At 36.8% G+C, this 16228-nt stretch carries 15 protein-coding genes; 3 read left to right on the top strand and 12 right to left on the bottom strand.

Translation table 11 applies throughout. The features are described 5' to 3' along the window. The 10 genes from rsmB to Q3V31_RS07810 form a co-directional block, all read right to left on the bottom strand. Nucleotides 1-1335 (bottom strand): 16S rRNA (cytosine(967)-C(5))-methyltransferase RsmB, encoded by a 1335-nt coding sequence (gene rsmB / locus Q3V31_RS07855; protein WP_001249669.1) that lies wholly within the window; start codon nt 1333-1335, stop codon nt 1-3. Further along, a complete protein-coding gene (gene fmt, locus Q3V31_RS07850) occupies nt 1332-2276 on the bottom strand; it encodes a methionyl-tRNA formyltransferase (RefSeq protein WP_000598796.1) in 945 nt (314 codons plus the stop codon). The genes rsmB and fmt overlap by 4 nt, the downstream gene beginning before the upstream one ends. A gap of 23 nt (nt 2277-2299) precedes the next feature. Further along, a complete protein-coding gene (gene def / locus Q3V31_RS07845; protein WP_000279466.1) occupies nt 2300-2770 on the bottom strand; it encodes a peptide deformylase in 471 nt (156 codons plus the stop codon). Between the two features lie 11 nt (nt 2771-2781). Next, complete coding sequence (gene priA, locus Q3V31_RS07840; RefSeq protein ID WP_000666703.1) at nt 2782-5187, bottom strand: primosomal protein N'; 2406 nt, start codon at nt 5185-5187, stop codon at nt 2782-2784. After that, complete coding sequence (gene coaBC, locus Q3V31_RS07835) at nt 5184-6389, bottom strand: bifunctional phosphopantothenoylcysteine decarboxylase/phosphopantothenate--cysteine ligase CoaBC (RefSeq protein ID WP_000911741.1); 1206 nt, start codon at nt 6387-6389, stop codon at nt 5184-5186. Before coaBC ends, priA begins: the two co-directional genes overlap by 4 nt. A 196-nt stretch (nt 6390-6585) precedes the next feature. Further along, nucleotides 6586-6798 (bottom strand): DNA-directed RNA polymerase subunit omega, encoded by a 213-nt coding sequence (rpoZ, locus tag Q3V31_RS07830; protein WP_000933968.1) that lies wholly within the window; start codon nt 6796-6798, stop codon nt 6586-6588. A 2-nt stretch (nt 6799-6800) separates the two neighbouring features. Then, nucleotides 6801-7418, bottom strand: a complete 618-nt coding sequence (gene gmk / locus Q3V31_RS07825) for a guanylate kinase (RefSeq protein WP_033656620.1) — start codon at nt 7416-7418, stop codon at nt 6801-6803. A 13-nt stretch (nt 7419-7431) separates the two neighbouring features. After that, complete coding sequence (gene remA, locus Q3V31_RS07820; protein WP_001251456.1) at nt 7432-7695, bottom strand: extracellular matrix/biofilm regulator RemA; 264 nt, start codon at nt 7693-7695, stop codon at nt 7432-7434. A 67-nt stretch (nt 7696-7762) separates the two neighbouring features. Then, on the bottom strand, nt 7763-8638 hold the full coding sequence (locus Q3V31_RS07815; protein WP_000564114.1) for a YicC/YloC family endoribonuclease: 876 nt from the start codon (nt 8636-8638) through the stop codon (nt 7763-7765). A gap of 99 nt (nt 8639-8737) precedes the next feature. Next, on the bottom strand, nt 8738-11461 hold the full coding sequence (locus Q3V31_RS07810) for a calcium-translocating P-type ATPase, SERCA-type (protein ID WP_001104737.1): 2724 nt from the start codon (nt 11459-11461) through the stop codon (nt 8738-8740). Nucleotides 11462-11566: 105 nt separating this feature from the next. Between Q3V31_RS07810 and Q3V31_RS07805 the strand changes: the two genes are divergently transcribed. The 3 genes from Q3V31_RS07805 to Q3V31_RS07795 all read left to right on the top strand — a co-directional run bounded on the left by Q3V31_RS07805 (nt 11567) and on the right by Q3V31_RS07795 (nt 15326). Continuing rightward, nucleotides 11567-13276 carry an Rqc2 family fibronectin-binding protein gene (locus tag Q3V31_RS07805; protein WP_329764219.1) on the top strand — a complete coding sequence of 570 codons (1710 nt, stop codon included), beginning with the start codon at nt 11567-11569 and terminating at the stop codon, nt 13274-13276. 370 nt (nt 13277-13646) lie between these two features. Further along, nucleotides 13647-14717, top strand: coding sequence for a M24 family metallopeptidase (locus Q3V31_RS07800; protein WP_016130187.1), 1071 nt, complete (start codon nt 13647-13649; stop codon nt 14715-14717). 84 nt (nt 14718-14801) lie between these two features. Then, entirely contained in the window at nt 14802-15326 is a 525-nt protein-coding gene (locus tag Q3V31_RS07795; protein ID WP_090813322.1) for a DinB family protein, read from the top strand. 32 nt (nt 15327-15358) lie between these two features. On the opposite strand, the gene Q3V31_RS07790 is transcribed toward Q3V31_RS07795, so the two are convergent. Together Q3V31_RS07790 and Q3V31_RS07785 are read right to left on the bottom strand one after the other, a co-directional pair. Continuing rightward, complete coding sequence (locus tag Q3V31_RS07790) at nt 15359-15727, bottom strand: YoqO family protein (RefSeq protein WP_016130189.1); 369 nt, start codon at nt 15725-15727, stop codon at nt 15359-15361. Between the two features lie 15 nt (nt 15728-15742). Continuing rightward, nucleotides 15743-16108, bottom strand: a complete 366-nt coding sequence (locus Q3V31_RS07785) for a YoqO family protein (RefSeq protein WP_016130190.1) — start codon at nt 16106-16108, stop codon at nt 15743-15745. Nucleotides 16109-16228 lie beyond the last annotated feature (120 nt).

Genomic DNA, 16228 nt, shown 5'->3' with positions numbered 1-16228 from the left:
CTACACCTTCTTTCTTAAACAAGCAATATAAAAGCCATCTGTTGCAAAATAATGCGGTAAAATTTGTACTTGACCTTCATCAATGTACGGACTTAATTTTTCTGGCATACGTTCTTTTATCGTAGTATCCCACTCAAATTCAGGATGCTCTTGTAAAAACCGTTCTATTACTTGTTCATTTTCTATTTTTTCAATTGTACACGTACTATAAACAAGGCGACCACCTTGTTTTAATAATGGTGCTATTTTTTCTAATATCGCAAATTGAATCGTTGATAATCGTTCACTATCGCCCTTATCTTTCCCTAACTTAATATCAGGTTTACGTCTTATAACACCGAATCCTGAACATGGCGCATCTACTAATATTTTATCAAAGGTTTCATTTTCAAAATGCTCTTGAACTTTTCTAGCATCTAATGCCTTTGTTTCTACATTTTCTAGACCAAGTCGATCTGCTTGTTGTCTAATTAAACGCACTTTATGTGCATGTAAATCAAGGGACATTACCTTACCAGTTCCCTTTAATCGCTCTGCAATATGCGTTGTTTTCCCGCCTGGGGCAGCACAACTATCAAGGACTTCATCGCCCTCATTCGGTTCTAAAGCACGTGCCACCAGCATAGAGCTTTCATCTTGAATAGAGAGAAATCCTTTTTTAAACGCTTCTGTATGCGCTACATTCCCTCTTTCAATTTGAATTGCATCATCTGACAAATCGCCACGTTTCGCTTCTATACCCTCGTTTGCTAATAGCCCAATCGCTTCTTCCACCGTAACCTTATCAACATTCACACGTGCTGTCGGTACAGGTGGTAACATATTTACTTCACACATTTTCCCTGCTGTCTCTAAACCGTATTCAGATACCCAGTCTTGTACAAGCCAAGCTGGATGACTCGTTGTAATCGCAAGACGTTCTACCGGATCCTTGATTTCTTCTAACGATGGTACACCTTCTCGCTGAATTGAACGTAATACTCCGTTCACCATGCCTGAAATCCCTTTATGCCCACGACGTTTCGCAATCTCAACAGCTTCATGAATAGCCGCTCTTTCTGGAACTCGGTCTAAATATAACATTTGATATAAAGATAGGCGAAGCAACACTCTTACCCAAGCCTCAACCTTCTTTCTTAAAAATGGTTGTAAATAGTAGTCCAATGTGTCACGACGTTGAATTGTTCCATATACAATTTCAGTTAATAAGCCTATATCTTTTCTATCAATTGCACTTTTTTCAATCAGGTTATTTAAAAGTAAGTTGCTATATGCGCCACTTTTTTCTACTTGAATTAAACCATCAAGAGCTAACTCACGAACATTTTGTCTCATGCATTTTCTCCTAACTTCGTACCAATTTCAGGTTTTGTTCCACGTAAAAACTGTGAACAACTCATGCGCTTTTTACCAGACGGTTGCAATTCAGTAATTTTAACACCTGTCTCATTACCTGTTGCAACAACAAATCCATCTTCTTCATAAGCTACTATTGTACCTGGTTCAGCTTTCTCTGCCATAGAAACTTTCTCTCCCCACCATACTTTTACAACTTGTCCTGCTAAAGTTGTATAAGCAACTGGCCATGGATTCAATCCGCGAATGTGATTGTATACTTCTTCACCTGTTTTTGTCCAATCAATTTTCTCTTGCTCACGTTTTATATTATATGCAAACGTTACTTCATCTTCATTTTGTTTAATTGGTTCTAGCTTACCTTGAATTAATAAAGGTACTGTTTTAGATAGAAGATGTGCACCGGCTTCACTTAACTTATCGAATAACGATCCCGTCGTTTCACGCTCGTCAATTTCCACTTCTACTTGCGTTAAGATATCACCAGCATCTAATTTTTCTACCATATACATAATTGTAATGCCTGTTTTCTCTTTCCCTTCCATGATCGCATAATGAATCGGTGCACCACCGCGAAGCTCTGGAAGTAATGATGCATGGACATTAATACATCCGTACTTTGGTGCTTCTAGAATTTCGTTTGGTACAATCTGACCGAACGCAGCTGTTACAATTAAATCCGCCTCTAGTGCTAATACTTTTTCATATTCGTCTTTTTCACGAATTTTCAGTGGCTGTAGCACCGGAATGCCATGTTTCTCCGCTTCAACTTTAACTGGAGTAGGCGTTAAAACCTTTTTTCTACCCACTGGACGATCAGGTTGTGTTACAACACCCACTACGTCATATCCATCCTCGATAAGACGACGAAGCACCGGTACAGAAAAGTCCGGTGTTCCCATAAATACTACTTTTATCATTCAAAAACCGCTCCTTTTAACACCTATTCTAATTCGTTTTCTTCATAATATCTCGTCACTTTAGATGTAAATAAAACACCATGTAAATGATCGATTTCATGTTGAATCGCACGCGCTAAGAAGTCTTTTGCTTCTAATAAGAATATTTTCCCACGACGATTTTGCGCACGCACTTTAATGTAATCTGCACGCTCCACTTCACCATAAAGTCCCGGAAAGCTTAAGCAGCCTTCGGGACCTACTTGTTCACCACGTTTTTCTAAAATAACCGGATTTATTAATTCTATTTTACCCGTATCATCATCGATATCAACAACAGCAACTTGTAAGCTCACACCTACTTGTGGCGCAGCTAAACCAACGCCGTCTGCAATTAACATTGTTTCATGCATATCTTTTAACAATTTCACTAACTTTTTATCAAAGTTAATTACTCTTTCGCATGGTGTTTCTAATACTTCATTTGGATGCTTTACAATTTCTAAAACTGCCATATTTCCCTCCGCTACATTAACATTGTTGGATTAAAATCAATTGAGATTTGTAGCTCTTTTTGCATTTCTGCTTGATAATGTTCATTTACCATTTTGAGCACGTTCTTTAAGTTTGGTTCCCGTTTGTATTTTATCATGCATTGGTAACGATATCTATCTTTTATCCTTGGAATCGCTGAAGCAACTGGGCCTAACACCATTGTTTGCTGTGAGCAATGCGTTCGTAAATGACCGACAATTTTTTCCGTCACTTGGACTGCCTTTAATAATTCTGGATGAGATACGGTTACAAGCACAACGTAATAATACGGTGGATATTGTCTTGTTCGTCTCATTTGCATTTCATGTTCAAAAAACACATCATATTGCTGATTCTTTGCTAATTCTACACTGTAATGTTCTGGTGTATACGTTTGAATTACAACTTCCCCTGGCAATTCATGCCTTCCAGCACGTCCACTCACTTGCGTCAATAGCTGATAGGTCTTTTCACTCGCTCGAAAATCAGGTAAGTGAAGCATCGTATCTGCCGTTAATACACCTACAAGCGTCACTTTCGGAAAGTCAAGTCCTTTTGCAATCATTTGTGTTCCCAGTAATATATCTGCTTTCTCTTCTCCAAATGCCTTTAATAATTTTTCATGCATTCCTTTGCGGCTTGTTGTATCTACGTCCATTCGAATGACTCGCGCCTGTGGAAATAGTTTTGTGATTTCTTCTTCTACCTTTTGTGTACCAGTACCAAAGAAACGAATATACGTACTATTACAAGCCGGACACTCTGTTGGCATATTTTCCTCATGGCTACAATAATGACATTTTAAACGATGATTCATTTTGTGGTATGTCAACGAAATATCACAATGCGGACATTGTACGACATATCCACAATCACGGCACATCACAAACGTAGAATGCCCCCTTCTATTTAAAAAGAGAACCATCTGTTCTTTCTTTTCTAATCGATCTGCTATTTTCTCATGTAGTGCTTTTGAAAACATTGAGCGATTTCCATCACGAAGTTCTTCACGCATATCCACAATTTCTACGGTCGGCAAAGCTTGTTCATTCATACGTTTCTCCATCGTCAGCAGCTCATAGACACCCTTTTTTGCTCTAGCAAATGATTCAAGTGTTGGGGTTGCACTTCCAAGAACGATTGGGCACTTATGATATTGCCCTCTCCACACCGCTACATCTCTTGCATGATATCTCGGATTATCTTCTTGCTTATAACTCGATTCATGCTCTTCATCTATAATGATAATTCCTAAATTTTCAAAAGGAGCAAAAATAGCTGAGCGTGCACCCACTACAACTTTCACTTCTTTTCTTAAAATCTTTCGCCATTCATCATATTTTTCACCAACTGAAAGTGCACTATGAAGAACCGCAACTTGTGAACCGAACCTACCTTTGAAACGATCTACCATCTGAGGCGTTAACGCGATTTCCGGAACAAGTACAATAGCTTCTTTTCCCTTTTTCAACACCGCTGCTATAGATTGTAAATATACTTCTGTCTTCCCACTTCCTGTAACACCATATAGTAAAAATGGATTATAAGTTTCATTTGCAATTGATGATAAGATCGGTGTAATAACTTGCTTTTGCTCCTCAGTAAGCGGAAATGGTTTCGTTTGTTCAAAATCATCATCGTCATATGGATTCCGATATACTTCCACATACTTTTCTGAGATTAGCCCCTTTTTAACAAGTGCTTTTATTGGAGCATCTGTTATTTGCAACTCTTCTGTTATCACTTTCAACGGTACACTTTTATAATTTTCCACAAAATAATAGAGTACATCTTGTTGTTTTTTACTTTTCAGTTCAAATGCCGCTAATTCTAATTTATCTTCTGGCAACTCCGGCTGTACTACTCTTTGTTTTTTCTTTTGCACTTTATCCTTTACCTGATAAACAACTTCAATCGTGCCATTTTTAATTTCTTGTTGAATAGTGCGGTATAGATGTGGTTGCGTCTCAATCACTTCCCAATCTATCGCCTCTTTGTCTTGAAATAAAAACAGTAGTTCAGGTGCTACTTCTTCTTGTTTACGAAGTTGTATCCGTTTTTTATACGTCGCTTTTATCGCTGTCGGAAGCATCACTTGAAAAGCTGAAATCATATAACATAACGTTTCACTTGTAAGCCAATATCCAAGCCTTAATAATTCCTCATTTAAAACTGGAGTAACATCTAATATTTCATGGAGTGCCTTTAATTTTTTACTTTCTACCTCAGCCGAGTCTTTTATGCCAATAATAAAACCTTGCAATTTTCTTGGACCGAATGGAACTACTACACGCATTCCTGTTTGCACGATATCTTCCCATTTTTTAGGGATGATATAATCAAACGGCCGATCTGTTTGACGTGCTGGTACATCAACAATTACACTTGCAAACTTCATACACAATCATCTTCTAACATCATTTCGATTTGCTTTAATATTTCACGAGCCACTTCTTTCTTCGTTAAAAGTGGTAACTCAATAATCTCTCCATCTTTTCTATACATTGTTACAATATTCGTATCTGTACCAAAGCCAGCTCCTTGCGCTTTCACATCGTTCGCAACAATCATATTTGCATTTTTCTCACGTAATTTTCTCGTCGCATATTCCTCTATATTCGTCGTTTCAGCTGCAAATCCGATAAGTAACTGTCGCTCTTTTTTCTCACCTAATGTTCTTAAAATATCTACTGTTCTTTCCAATTCAATAACAGCATCGCCATTTTGCTTTTTCATTTTATTATCGTGAACATATTTTGGGCGATAATCTGCAACTGCCGCTGTCTTGATAACAACATCTACATTCTGATAATGTTGAAGAACTGCCTCTAACATATTTTGTGCAGATTCTACTTGTATTGTTGTTACATGTAATGGCGGATTTAATGCTGTCGGTCCTGACACAAGTATGACATCAGCACCTAAGCTTGCTGCCACTTCTGCAATTGCATACCCCATCTTTCCAGAAGAAAAATTCGTCATAAAACGGACTGGGTCAATCTTTTCACGTGTCGGGCCAGCCGTTATTAATATTCGCTTTCCTTGCAATGGTTTTTGTTCTGAGAAAACCTCTTCTAATCTTCCGATAATCACCTCAGGTTCTTCCAGTCTTCCCTTAGCTACATAACCACATGCTAAAAAGCCTTCGCCAGGCTCAATAAATGTATATCCTAACGCTTTTAACGTCATCATATTTTTTTGAACAATTTTATTTTCATACATATGCACATTCATAGCAGGCGCAATCCAAACTGGAGCTGTAGTAGCCAACAACGTAGTCGTTATCATATCATCCGCAATACCATTCGCTAACTTCCCAATGCAATTCGCTGTAGCAGGTGCCACAAGTACAACATCTGCCCAATCCGCTAAATCAATGTGAGCGATAACCGCTGAGTCTTTTTCATCAAACGTATCCGTATATACATCGTGGCGAGAAAGCGCTTGAAATGTAAGAGGTGTAACAAACTTCATTGCCGATTCACTCATCATTACTTTTACAGTAGCACCTGCTTGTGTCAATTTACTCGTTAGCGCAGCTGCCTTAAAAACTGCAATGCCTCCTGTTACACATAGAAGTATCTTTTTCCCTTTTAGCATATGACTCGTCCTCTTTCTTTTTCAAACTTATTCTACTGAAATAGAATTTTCAGCTCGTCAGTACCAATATGTTGTTCCACCTTTTTACGATTATTTCTTCCCTATCGTAAAAAAATAACAACCTACTTGTAAATAGGTTGTTACCGTTACATAGAAAATTATAAAGTCTATGTTTTAATTTGTCGAAAAGAATGTCTTAATCGATGATTTTGTCTTCGCTTGGTACATATTTTAATACTTCTGCATCGATTTCTTCTAATGATTTACCTACACATTTATGAGAAACAGGTTGCTCAATAACACAATTGTTCGCAAGTTGCATTTCACGCGCACGCTTTGCAGCTACTGTTACAAGCGTATATTTAGAATCGATTTTTGTTAATAATGAATCAATTGATGGATTTAACATAATTATAGACCCTCCGTCATTTCTTTATAATATTTTGCTACTCTTTCGCGGCGGCAATGTTCGCCAACCACAATTGCTTTAATTCTGTCGCAAGCTAATTCAACTTGATCGTTTTCTACAACATAGTCATAAGCGTCCATCATTTCGATTTCTTCTTTCGCTACAGTTAAACGATTTTCAATAACATCTTCAGTTTCTGTACCACGACCGACAATTCGGTTCTTTAGTTCAGATAAACTTGGAGGTGCTAAGAAAATAAATACACCTTCAGGGAAGGCTTTCTTAACTTGAATTGCTCCTTGTACTTCAATTTCTAGAAACACGTCTTTTCCTTCTTGTAATGTTTTTTCAACATAATCAATCGGTGTTCCGTAATAATTACCTACGAACTCAGCCCACTCAAGTAATTTTTCATTACGAATCATTTCTTCAAATTCTTCTCTCTCTTTAAAGAAATAATCCACACCATCTACTTCACCTTCACGCGGTTTACGCGTCGTTACTGAAATAGAGTACTGAAAACGTGTATCCTCCTGGCTAAATAGCTCTTTGCGAACCGTTCCTTTTCCAACCCCAGAAGGTCCTGAAAGCACGATGAGCAATCCTCTTCTACTTCTCATAAATATGTAAAACCTACCCTTCCTCACTTAAATCTTCTTTATTATTCAAACGATGTGCAATCGTCTCTGGCTGAATTGGACTTAATACAACATGCCCATCATCCATCACAATAACCGCCCTTGTTTTTCTCCCATACGTAGCATCAAGCAAAGCATTATGTTCACGTGCTTCCTGTACTGTTCGTTTAATAGGAGCTGACTCCGGACTTACAATAGCAATAATTCGATGAGCAGATACAATATTTCCGTATCCAATATTTAAAAACCGCATGGCCATAGTTTGCGCCTCCTAGTAAGTCTATCCGATTTCTCCACCACGTATAACTTTATATATTTTTTGAAAGCTACTCAATATTTTGTACTTGTTCACGAATTTTTTCAAGGTTATTTTTCATTTCTACAACATATTTTGATATTGTTAAGTCATTTGCCTTAGAACCAATCGTATTAATTTCTCTATGCATCTCTTGCACGATGAAGTCCATTTTCCTTCCAACAGGCTCTTCAATCTGCAGTGTTTCACGAAATTGATCTAAATGACTTTGTAAACGAACTAACTCCTCGTGAATATCACAACGCTCTGCAAACATTGCGACTTCTGTTAACAATCTTTGTTCATCTAAATCTTGATTATGTAATTCTTTTAAGCGATTTTCTAATCGTTCACGATATTTTTGTGTAACAATTGGTGCATGTGGAATAATTGCATTTACACAATTGTGAATCTCTTGCAAACGATACGCTATATCTTTATGTAATCGTTCTCCTTCGCCATCTCTCATCATTTTTAACATATGAGCAGCTTGGCGAACAGCCTCATATAAACTGTTTTCAAATTGTTCATTTACATTTTCTATTTCTTCAATTGCCGTTACTTCTGGCATTCCCATTAGTTGCCCGAGTGTAATAGAATCTTGTAATTGAAATTTCCCTTTTATATCTTCCATAATGGATTGGTACTGCTTGAGAAGCTCCCAATTCACACTTAATTTTCTTTCAACAAGCCCTTCACCTGTTATACTAATAGACACTTCAATACGTCCACGGCGAACTTGTTCTGCAATTATTTTACGAATTTTGTCTTCAAACACCATCATTTGCTTCGGAAGTCGAATACTCATTTCTAAAAAGCGATGGTTCACCGACTTCATTTCTACTGTTATTTGAAAAGTATCATTTTCTACTTTCGACCTTCCAAATCCTGTCATACTACAAATCATCTTTATCACATCCAAGCCATGAAATAACTCAATGAAAAAGGTAATAGAGACAAGGCTCTACTACCTTCTGTAAATTATATCATATTTTCATATCATTGACTATTTCAAGTTTAATCCCTTCTTATATAACAGTGGCTTTTTCTTTTTATCCTTTTTTCTTGTTAATAAAGATCCTACTAATAAGAAAGTCGGAATAGATGATAATCCTCCAATTAACAACCAATCTCGTGCTTGTATCGGCATTGTGCTAAAAATCGGCTGTAATGGTGGATAATATATAACTACAAGCATTAACAGTAAAGAAATAATAACCGCCCCTACTAAATATACATTTCCAAACGGGTTACGATGAAATATAGAATGTTCACTACGACAATCAAATACATGAATAAGCTGAGCAAGTACTAATGTTGCGAAGGCTACCGTTTGTGCATACTTTAATTCATTTGGATGCTGGTTAAATGCAATAATAAACGCTACTAATGTCACTGCTCCGATTAGAAAACCACGACTTATAATTTTCCACGCAAGCCCTCTAGCGAACACCCCTTCTTTCGGATGGCGTGGTGTTCTCTTCATGACATCTCCTTCAGCCTTATCCAAACCTAATGCCATCGCTGGTAAACCGTCAGTAACTAAGTTCACCCATAAAATTTGAATTGGAACCATCGGCAATGGCAGTGCAAGTAACATCGCAAATAACATAACTAAAATTTCACCAACGTTAGATGCTAGCAAATACCGAATAAACTTCCGAATATTTTCATATATGTTTCTACCTTCTTTAATTGCCGATTTAATCGTAGCGAAGTTATCATCTAACAAAACAAGTGAAGAAGCTTCTTTTGCAACATCTGTCCCTGTAATTCCCATCGCAATCCCTATATCAGCTGTTTTAATAGCTGGAGCATCGTTCACTCCATCACCCGTCATAGCTACTATATGCCCCTTATTTTGCAGCGCCTTAACGATTTTCAATTTATGCTCAGGAGACACTCGAGCGAATACATACGTATCTTCTACAATATCTTCTAATGCCTCTACATCCATATTCGCAAGTTCTACACCTTCAACAACGCGTCCACCCGGTGGTAAAACCCCTAACTGTTCCGCAATTGCCATTGCTGTCACTTTATGATCTCCCGTAATCATTACCGTTCTAATACCAGCTTCCTTACACTCCCTCACCGCTTGCGCCACTTCTGATCTTGGCGGATCTATCATTCCTTGTATTCCAACAAGCATAAAATCCTGCTCTACTTCTCTTTCATGCTCAATTGAATCTGTAGCTTTTAACGGTTTAAATGCCACCGCAATCGTTCGTAAAGCTTGACTCCCTAAACTATGAATCGCTGCCTGCACTTCTTTTCGATACATTTCACTTAAAGGCTGCTGTTTATTCCCCCATAAAATCGTTTGGCTCATTTGCAATAAAACATCTGGCGCTCCTTTTGTAATAACAAATTTCTTCCCTTCACGATCACGAACGATAACGCTCATCATTTTTCTAGTTGAATCAAAAGGAAATTCACGGATGACTTCAAACTTTCCTTTAAGAGCTTCACGTGATATTCCCGCCTTCATTGCAGCAGCTACGAGAGCTCCCTCTGTCGGATCTCCATCTAACACATACGCCTTTTTCTTTTGAATAACATTCGCATTATTACATAAACAGCCAAATGTGAGTAGTTGGTACAGTGATTTCGTCTTAGTAGGGTCAATTACTTCTTCACCTTTCATAAACGAACCCGTTGGCTCATAGCCTTGACCTGTTACTTTCCACAATTCTCCGCCTGACCACATATGTGTTACCATCATTTTGTTTTGTGTCATTGTTCCTGTTTTATCTGAGCAAATAACAGAAGCACACCCTAACGTTTCTACAGCTGGCAACTTTCGCACAATTGCTCTCTTTTTAATCATACGTTGTACACCAAGTGATAGCGCAACTGTAACGATAGCTGGTAATCCTTCCGGAATAGCCGCAACTGCGAGCGAAACCCCAGCCAAAAACATGTGATACACTTCATTCCCCTGATATACACCAGCTAATACTACAAGAGCTGTCAAAATAAGAGCGACAATAATTAAAATTTTCCCTAGCTGTTCTAACCTTCTTTGTAATGGTGTTTCCATTTGCTCAGCATTTTGCAACATATTTGCAATTTGACCCATAGCTGTATTCATTCCAGTCGCTATGACTACCCCTGTTCCAGCACCTCTCGTTATCATCGTCCCCATAAATGCCATGTTTTTTTGATCACCAATTGAAACATCTTGGCCTTGTAATGCTTCTACCTTCTTTTGTACCGGCACTGATTCCCCTGTAAGAGCAGACTCTTCGATATATAAACTTGAAGATTCCACAAGACGAACATCCGCGCCAATACGATCGCCACTAGAAAACTTAATAATATCACCTAAGACAAGCGCTTTAGACGGTGCCTTTATCCACTTCCCATTTCTTAGTACCGTAACTTGAGGAGCTGCCAACTCTTTTAAAGCTTCCAACGATTTTTCAGCTTTCCTTTCTTGAAAGAAACCGAGGATACCATTGATAATAACGATCGCAACAATTGCAATTGAATCGATGTATTCTCCTAAAAAAGCTGAAATAATTGTTGCACCAAATAAAACAAGTACCATAAAATCTTTAAATTGCGCTAAAAACACCATAAGTGCAGAAGGCCGCTTTGCTTCTTGCAATTCATTTGTACCAAATTTCCTTAATCGCCCCTCTGCTTCTTGCTCTGTAAGACCTACCTCCACATTCGTATTCGTTCTTTCCTCCACTTCATGTGCACGCATTTCATACCAATTCATCCTGCCATCGACCTCCTGATTCCAGACATACTCTAATGAAAGCTTATTCAGCCTCGTCCAAAAAAATGCTATAATTAACTTTTAGTTAGAAAGGAGTGTTCATTTATGGCATTCGATGGATTATTTACAAGAGCGATTACACATGAAATTGCAAATTCTCTTTACACGGGAAGAATTTCCAAAATATATCAACCTTCAAAATACGAGATTTTATTACATATTCGCGCAAACGGAAAGAATCAAAGACTGATTCTCTCCGCTCATCCGACATATGCACGTTTACACTTAACAAACCAAAATTACGATTCACCTGCACTTCCACCAATGTTTTGTATGCTTCTCCGCAAGCATTTAGAAGGTGGTTTCATTGAAAAGATTGAACAAATTGATTTAGAGCGCATTATTCAAATTACAGTTCGCAGCAGAAATGAAATTGGTGATGAATCGCTAAAGACATTAGTAATTGAAATCATGGGACGACATAGTAACATCATTTTAGTAGACACAAAAACAAACAATATTTTAGATAGCTTAAAACACGTTTCTTTAGCAGTAAACCGACATCGAACTGTATACGCTGGAGCTGAATATATTGCACCACCAGCACAACATAAAATTAACCCGCTTCAGATTGAAACAGATGATGAATTTATTAGACCGCTAGACTTTCTATCTGGAAACATGGATAAACAGCTTGTCGGCACTTTTACGGGAATATCACCGTTATTCGCAAAAGAAGTAGTGAAAAAAGCAGGTATGGTAAATGAAAAAGCATTATCTGAAGCATTTTTCTCCATACAAAAGCCATTACTAACTCATACATATTCACCAACAATGAGTACTGCAAACGGGAAAGAATTCTTTTATCTTTTCCCTCTTACGCACTTGCAAGGAGAAGAAAAAACATTCTCATCAGTAAGCGAATTGTTAGATCGCTTCTTTTTCGGTAAAGCAGAGCGCGATCGTGTAAAACAACAGGCGCATGATTTAGAGCGCTTTATGCAAAACGAAAAAAATAAAAATGAGAAAAAACTCATTAAACTAGAAAAAACATTACAAGATGCCGGGAAAGCAGATAAATATCAACTTTTTGGAGAGCTACTTACAGCCAATATGTATGCTTTGAAAAAAGGTGACAAAGATATTGAAGTCGTTAACTATTACGACGAAAATGGTGGAACTGTAAAAATCACATTAGATCCTTTAAAAACACCATCCGACAATGCACAACGCTATTTCCAAAAATATCAAAAAGCAAAAAATTCAGTTGTTGTAGTAGAAGAACAAATCGAAAAAACAAATGAAGAAATTCTTTATTTTGATAGCTTACTTCAACAAATGGAAGCTGCTTCTTCAAAAGACATCGAAGAAATTCGCGAGGAATTAGCCGAAGAAGGTTATATGCGCAATCGCAAAGCAAAAAATGCTAAGAAGAAACCAACTAAACCGGTATTGGACAAATATTTAGCTAGTGATGGAACAGAAATTTTCGTCGGCAAAAACAATAAACAAAATGATTATTTAACAACGAAATTTGCCCGTCGTGATGAAATTTGGTTACATACGAAAGACATACCTGGCTCTCATGTTGTCATTCGTTCTTTAGAACCTGCTGAAGAAACTTTACTAGAGGCTGCAAAAATCGCCGCTTATTTCAGTAAAGCAAAAGAGTCTAGCTCTGTACCTGTTGATTTCACGAAAATACGTCATGTCAAAAAACCGAGTGGCGCAAAACTTGGCTTTGTTACGTACGACAATCAGCAAACCGTATATGTAACACCTGATGCTGATACTGTAATGAAATTAAAAGCGTAAATATAAAAAAATGCGTTGCTTATAAGCAACGCATTTTTTATAGGGTTTCAATTCAGTTCATATATCCATTCACTCATTCATAACATCTTTCTCCCCTTCAATATTGTCAAAAAAATTGACAGTGTCATTTCACATCTGTATAAATTTTTTTACAGTATGTATATAAAGTGCACCTCCAATCAATATTTTTTCATCCCCCCACTGATTATTGAAGTAATCTTGATTTTATGAACAAACCGCCTCTCACAAATAGCGGACTAATTTTTTATCTCCCCTAAAACATATGTAGTTCCTACTATCCTTTTTCTTCAAATATACATTTTGGCATGCTATTTGCTTTATTCAATACTGTGAAAAGGGGGAAATTAACATGAATTTAAGAATTAATAAAATCCAAAATCAACTACAAAAATATGAAATTGACGGATTACTTATTACAAAAAAAGAAAATCGCCAATATGCAACAGGCTTTACAGGCAGCGCTGGCGTCGTCTTAATCTCTGTGGATAAAGCGGTTTTTATAACTGATTTTCGCTATGTAGATCAAGCGAAATCACAAATAAAAGACGCTGAAATTGTTATGCATAAAGGAAATTTAGAGAAAGAAGTTGCAAATCAAGTATCGAAATTAAACATTCAAAGGCTCGGAATTGAAGAAAATAACATGACATTACAACAATATAAAAACTTACAAAAATACGTACATGCGGAGATGGTTCAAGTGTGCGAAATCATCGAAAATATTCGTATTATTAAAGACACGCCTGAAATAGAAACAATGAAAATCGCAGCTAATATTGCTGACGAAGCATTTCACCATATCATTACGTTTCTAAAACCAGGAATAAGTGAAAATGATGTACGAGATGAGTTAGAATTTTTCATGCGAAAAAAAGGGGCTACATCCTCTTCATTCCAAATCATTGTAGCTTCTGGCGTCCGTTCTTCACTTCCTCATGGAGTTGCATCAAATAAAATAATCGAGCGAGGCGACATCGTTACATTAGATTTCGGTGCACTTTACGATGGATATTGTTCCGATATAACACGTACTGTAGCAATTGGTGAACCATCAGAAGAATTCAAAAAGATATACAATGTTGTACGAGAAGCTTTAAAACGTGGGACGGAAGCGATTAAACCTGGAGAAACTGCGAAAAGTATCGATGATATAACGAGAGATTACATTACAGAACATGGATACGGTCAATATTTTGGACACTCTACTGGTCATGGTCTTGGGTTAGAAATTCATGAACCTCTCCGCTTATCCCAAGAAAGTAAAGCTACTTTAGAAGAAGGTATGGTCGTTACCGTTGAACCTGGTATTTACATACCAAACTGGGGCGGTTGTAGAATTGAAGATGATATTATCATTACAAAAGACGGATATGAAGTTATTACAAAATCAAATCGGGAACTAATTGTCATACCTTGTTAAAATCATGACCTTTTTTAACAGGAGTTTTTCTCTGCACATAGAATTCTTTCTCCGGAGTAATTGTTTAAAGAGGGGGAATATTAATTGAATTTTGTAATTGATAAAATAGATGGTTTGCAAGCTGAATTTTCCAAACTTGTTTCCATGATGAATTACGCTCGCTATACAACAATGCAAGCGGTGAAAGGTTTAACAATTGAAGAACTTGATTATTTATATGATGAGGAAGCAAACTCAATTGGTATGCTTTTGTACCATATGGCTGCTATTGAATTTTACTACCAAATTCATACTTTTGAAGACCGTGAACCAACGGAAGCTGAATTAGAACGCTGGTTACCTGCTATTGAGTTAGGAGATCTTGGACGTGAGAAAATAAAAGGAAACTCTATAGAATTTTACATAAATACGTTACAAGAAGTACGTTCCAAAACGATTGAAACTTTTCAATCGTTACCTGATGAATGGCTATTTAAAACGACAGACTTTTGGCATGACAAACCAGCAAATAACTACTTTAAATGGTTTCACGTATTTGAAGATGAAATCAATCATCGCGGACAAATTCGTTTAGTTAAAAAGATGCAAAAAGCTCATTCAGTAAAATGAGAAAATGCCACCGAATAAGGTGGCATTTTCTTTTATTCATTAACGAATAACTTTTCGTTTACTTTTTTAGCAACTACCGCTACCGACATTAAAATGCATATTAAATATAGTAATTTCGCAATAAACAACCACCCTTGAAACATTACAATTCCATCTATTATCTCATTTCCTTTCAATAACAAAAATGGAATCGTGCTAATTATAATAACAAACTCGATACTGAAAACAATTTTCTTTTTTCGACTATATGCTTTCCATTCATCCCAGCGATACATAGGAGCAAAAATCAATACTCCTATACATAATATAAATGGTACCCATTCACTTTTAAGAAATTGCCCTGAAATAACTGATAATAGTAAACAAACGAGCACACCATAATACCCTATTTTCTCTCTCATTCGTACTCCCCCATTCTACTTCGCCTTTAATATGTAACTTGCTATGCTTATAACAATTCTTAGAAAAATAACAACTACAAGTACAATATAAAGACCTTTTGCAGAAGACATCCATTCTTGAAAAATAGACATTTTCTCCATTTGTTTCTGCCCTTCTATTAAAAGAAACCCTACGAAAAATGAGCAAACAACAGTGATACCTATCATAATTCCGATACTTTTCTTACTATATTGTTTCATATCATCCCAGTTATATAAAAGTATAAATACAAACCCGAAAACAGGTATGATACTTACCCATGCATTGTTTGTAAATTGACTTAAAATGATTAATAGACTGCAAGATATGATGAATCCCCAAAATCCGATTTTTTTGTGCATAGCCCCTCCTTAAATTCCATTTTTAGGATTAATTGTATTGTAACATCCATTTTCTATTCTTACCATTACAGTACATGAAATTTCACTTTTTTCTTTTTCCTATACTCACATACCTTCACC

It is taken from the genome of Bacillus nitratireducens (assembly GCF_036320425.1).
GTDB classification, from domain to species: domain Bacteria; phylum Bacillota; class Bacilli; order Bacillales; family Bacillaceae_G; genus Bacillus_A; species Bacillus_A nitratireducens.
The sequence above is the reverse complement of the archived record's forward strand: the minus strand, read 5'-3'. Positions and strand labels throughout refer to the sequence as shown.

What these genes read in the sequence shown, in the direction of transcription:
- Q3V31_RS07790 (WP_016130189.1), bottom strand. Translation starts at nt 15,727, where the DNA reads ATGAGAGAGAAAATAGGGTATTATGGTGTGCTCGTTTGTTTACTATTA.
- rsmB (WP_001249669.1), bottom strand. Translation starts at nt 1,335, where the DNA reads ATGAGACAAAATGTTCGTGAGTTAGCTCTTGATGGTTTAATTCAAGTA.
- Q3V31_RS07800 (WP_016130187.1), top strand. Translation starts at nt 13,647, where the DNA reads ATGAATTTAAGAATTAATAAAATCCAAAATCAACTACAAAAATATGAA.
- coaBC (WP_000911741.1), bottom strand. Translation starts at nt 6,389, where the DNA reads ATGCTAAAAGGGAAAAAGATACTTCTATGTGTAACAGGAGGCATTGCA.
- def (WP_000279466.1), bottom strand. Translation starts at nt 2,770, where the DNA reads ATGGCAGTTTTAGAAATTGTAAAGCATCCAAATGAAGTATTAGAAACA.
- rpoZ (WP_000933968.1), bottom strand. Translation starts at nt 6,798, where the DNA reads ATGTTAAATCCATCAATTGATTCATTATTAACAAAAATCGATTCTAAA.
- priA (WP_000666703.1), bottom strand. Translation starts at nt 5,187, where the DNA reads ATGAAGTTTGCAAGTGTAATTGTTGATGTACCAGCACGTCAAACAGAT.
- fmt (WP_000598796.1), bottom strand. Translation starts at nt 2,276, where the DNA reads ATGATAAAAGTAGTATTTATGGGAACACCGGACTTTTCTGTACCGGTG.
- Q3V31_RS07785 (WP_016130190.1), bottom strand. Translation starts at nt 16,108, where the DNA reads ATGCACAAAAAAATCGGATTTTGGGGATTCATCATATCTTGCAGTCTA.
- Q3V31_RS07810 (WP_001104737.1), bottom strand. Translation starts at nt 11,461, where the DNA reads ATGAATTGGTATGAAATGCGTGCACATGAAGTGGAGGAAAGAACGAAT.
- remA (WP_001251456.1), bottom strand. Translation starts at nt 7,695, where the DNA reads ATGGCCATGCGGTTTTTAAATATTGGATACGGAAATATTGTATCTGCT.
- Q3V31_RS07805 (WP_329764219.1), top strand. Translation starts at nt 11,567, where the DNA reads ATGGCATTCGATGGATTATTTACAAGAGCGATTACACATGAAATTGCA.
- Q3V31_RS07815 (WP_000564114.1), bottom strand. Translation starts at nt 8,638, where the DNA reads ATGATTTGTAGTATGACAGGATTTGGAAGGTCGAAAGTAGAAAATGAT.
- gmk (WP_033656620.1), bottom strand. Translation starts at nt 7,418, where the DNA reads ATGAGAAGTAGAAGAGGATTGCTCATCGTGCTTTCAGGACCTTCTGGG.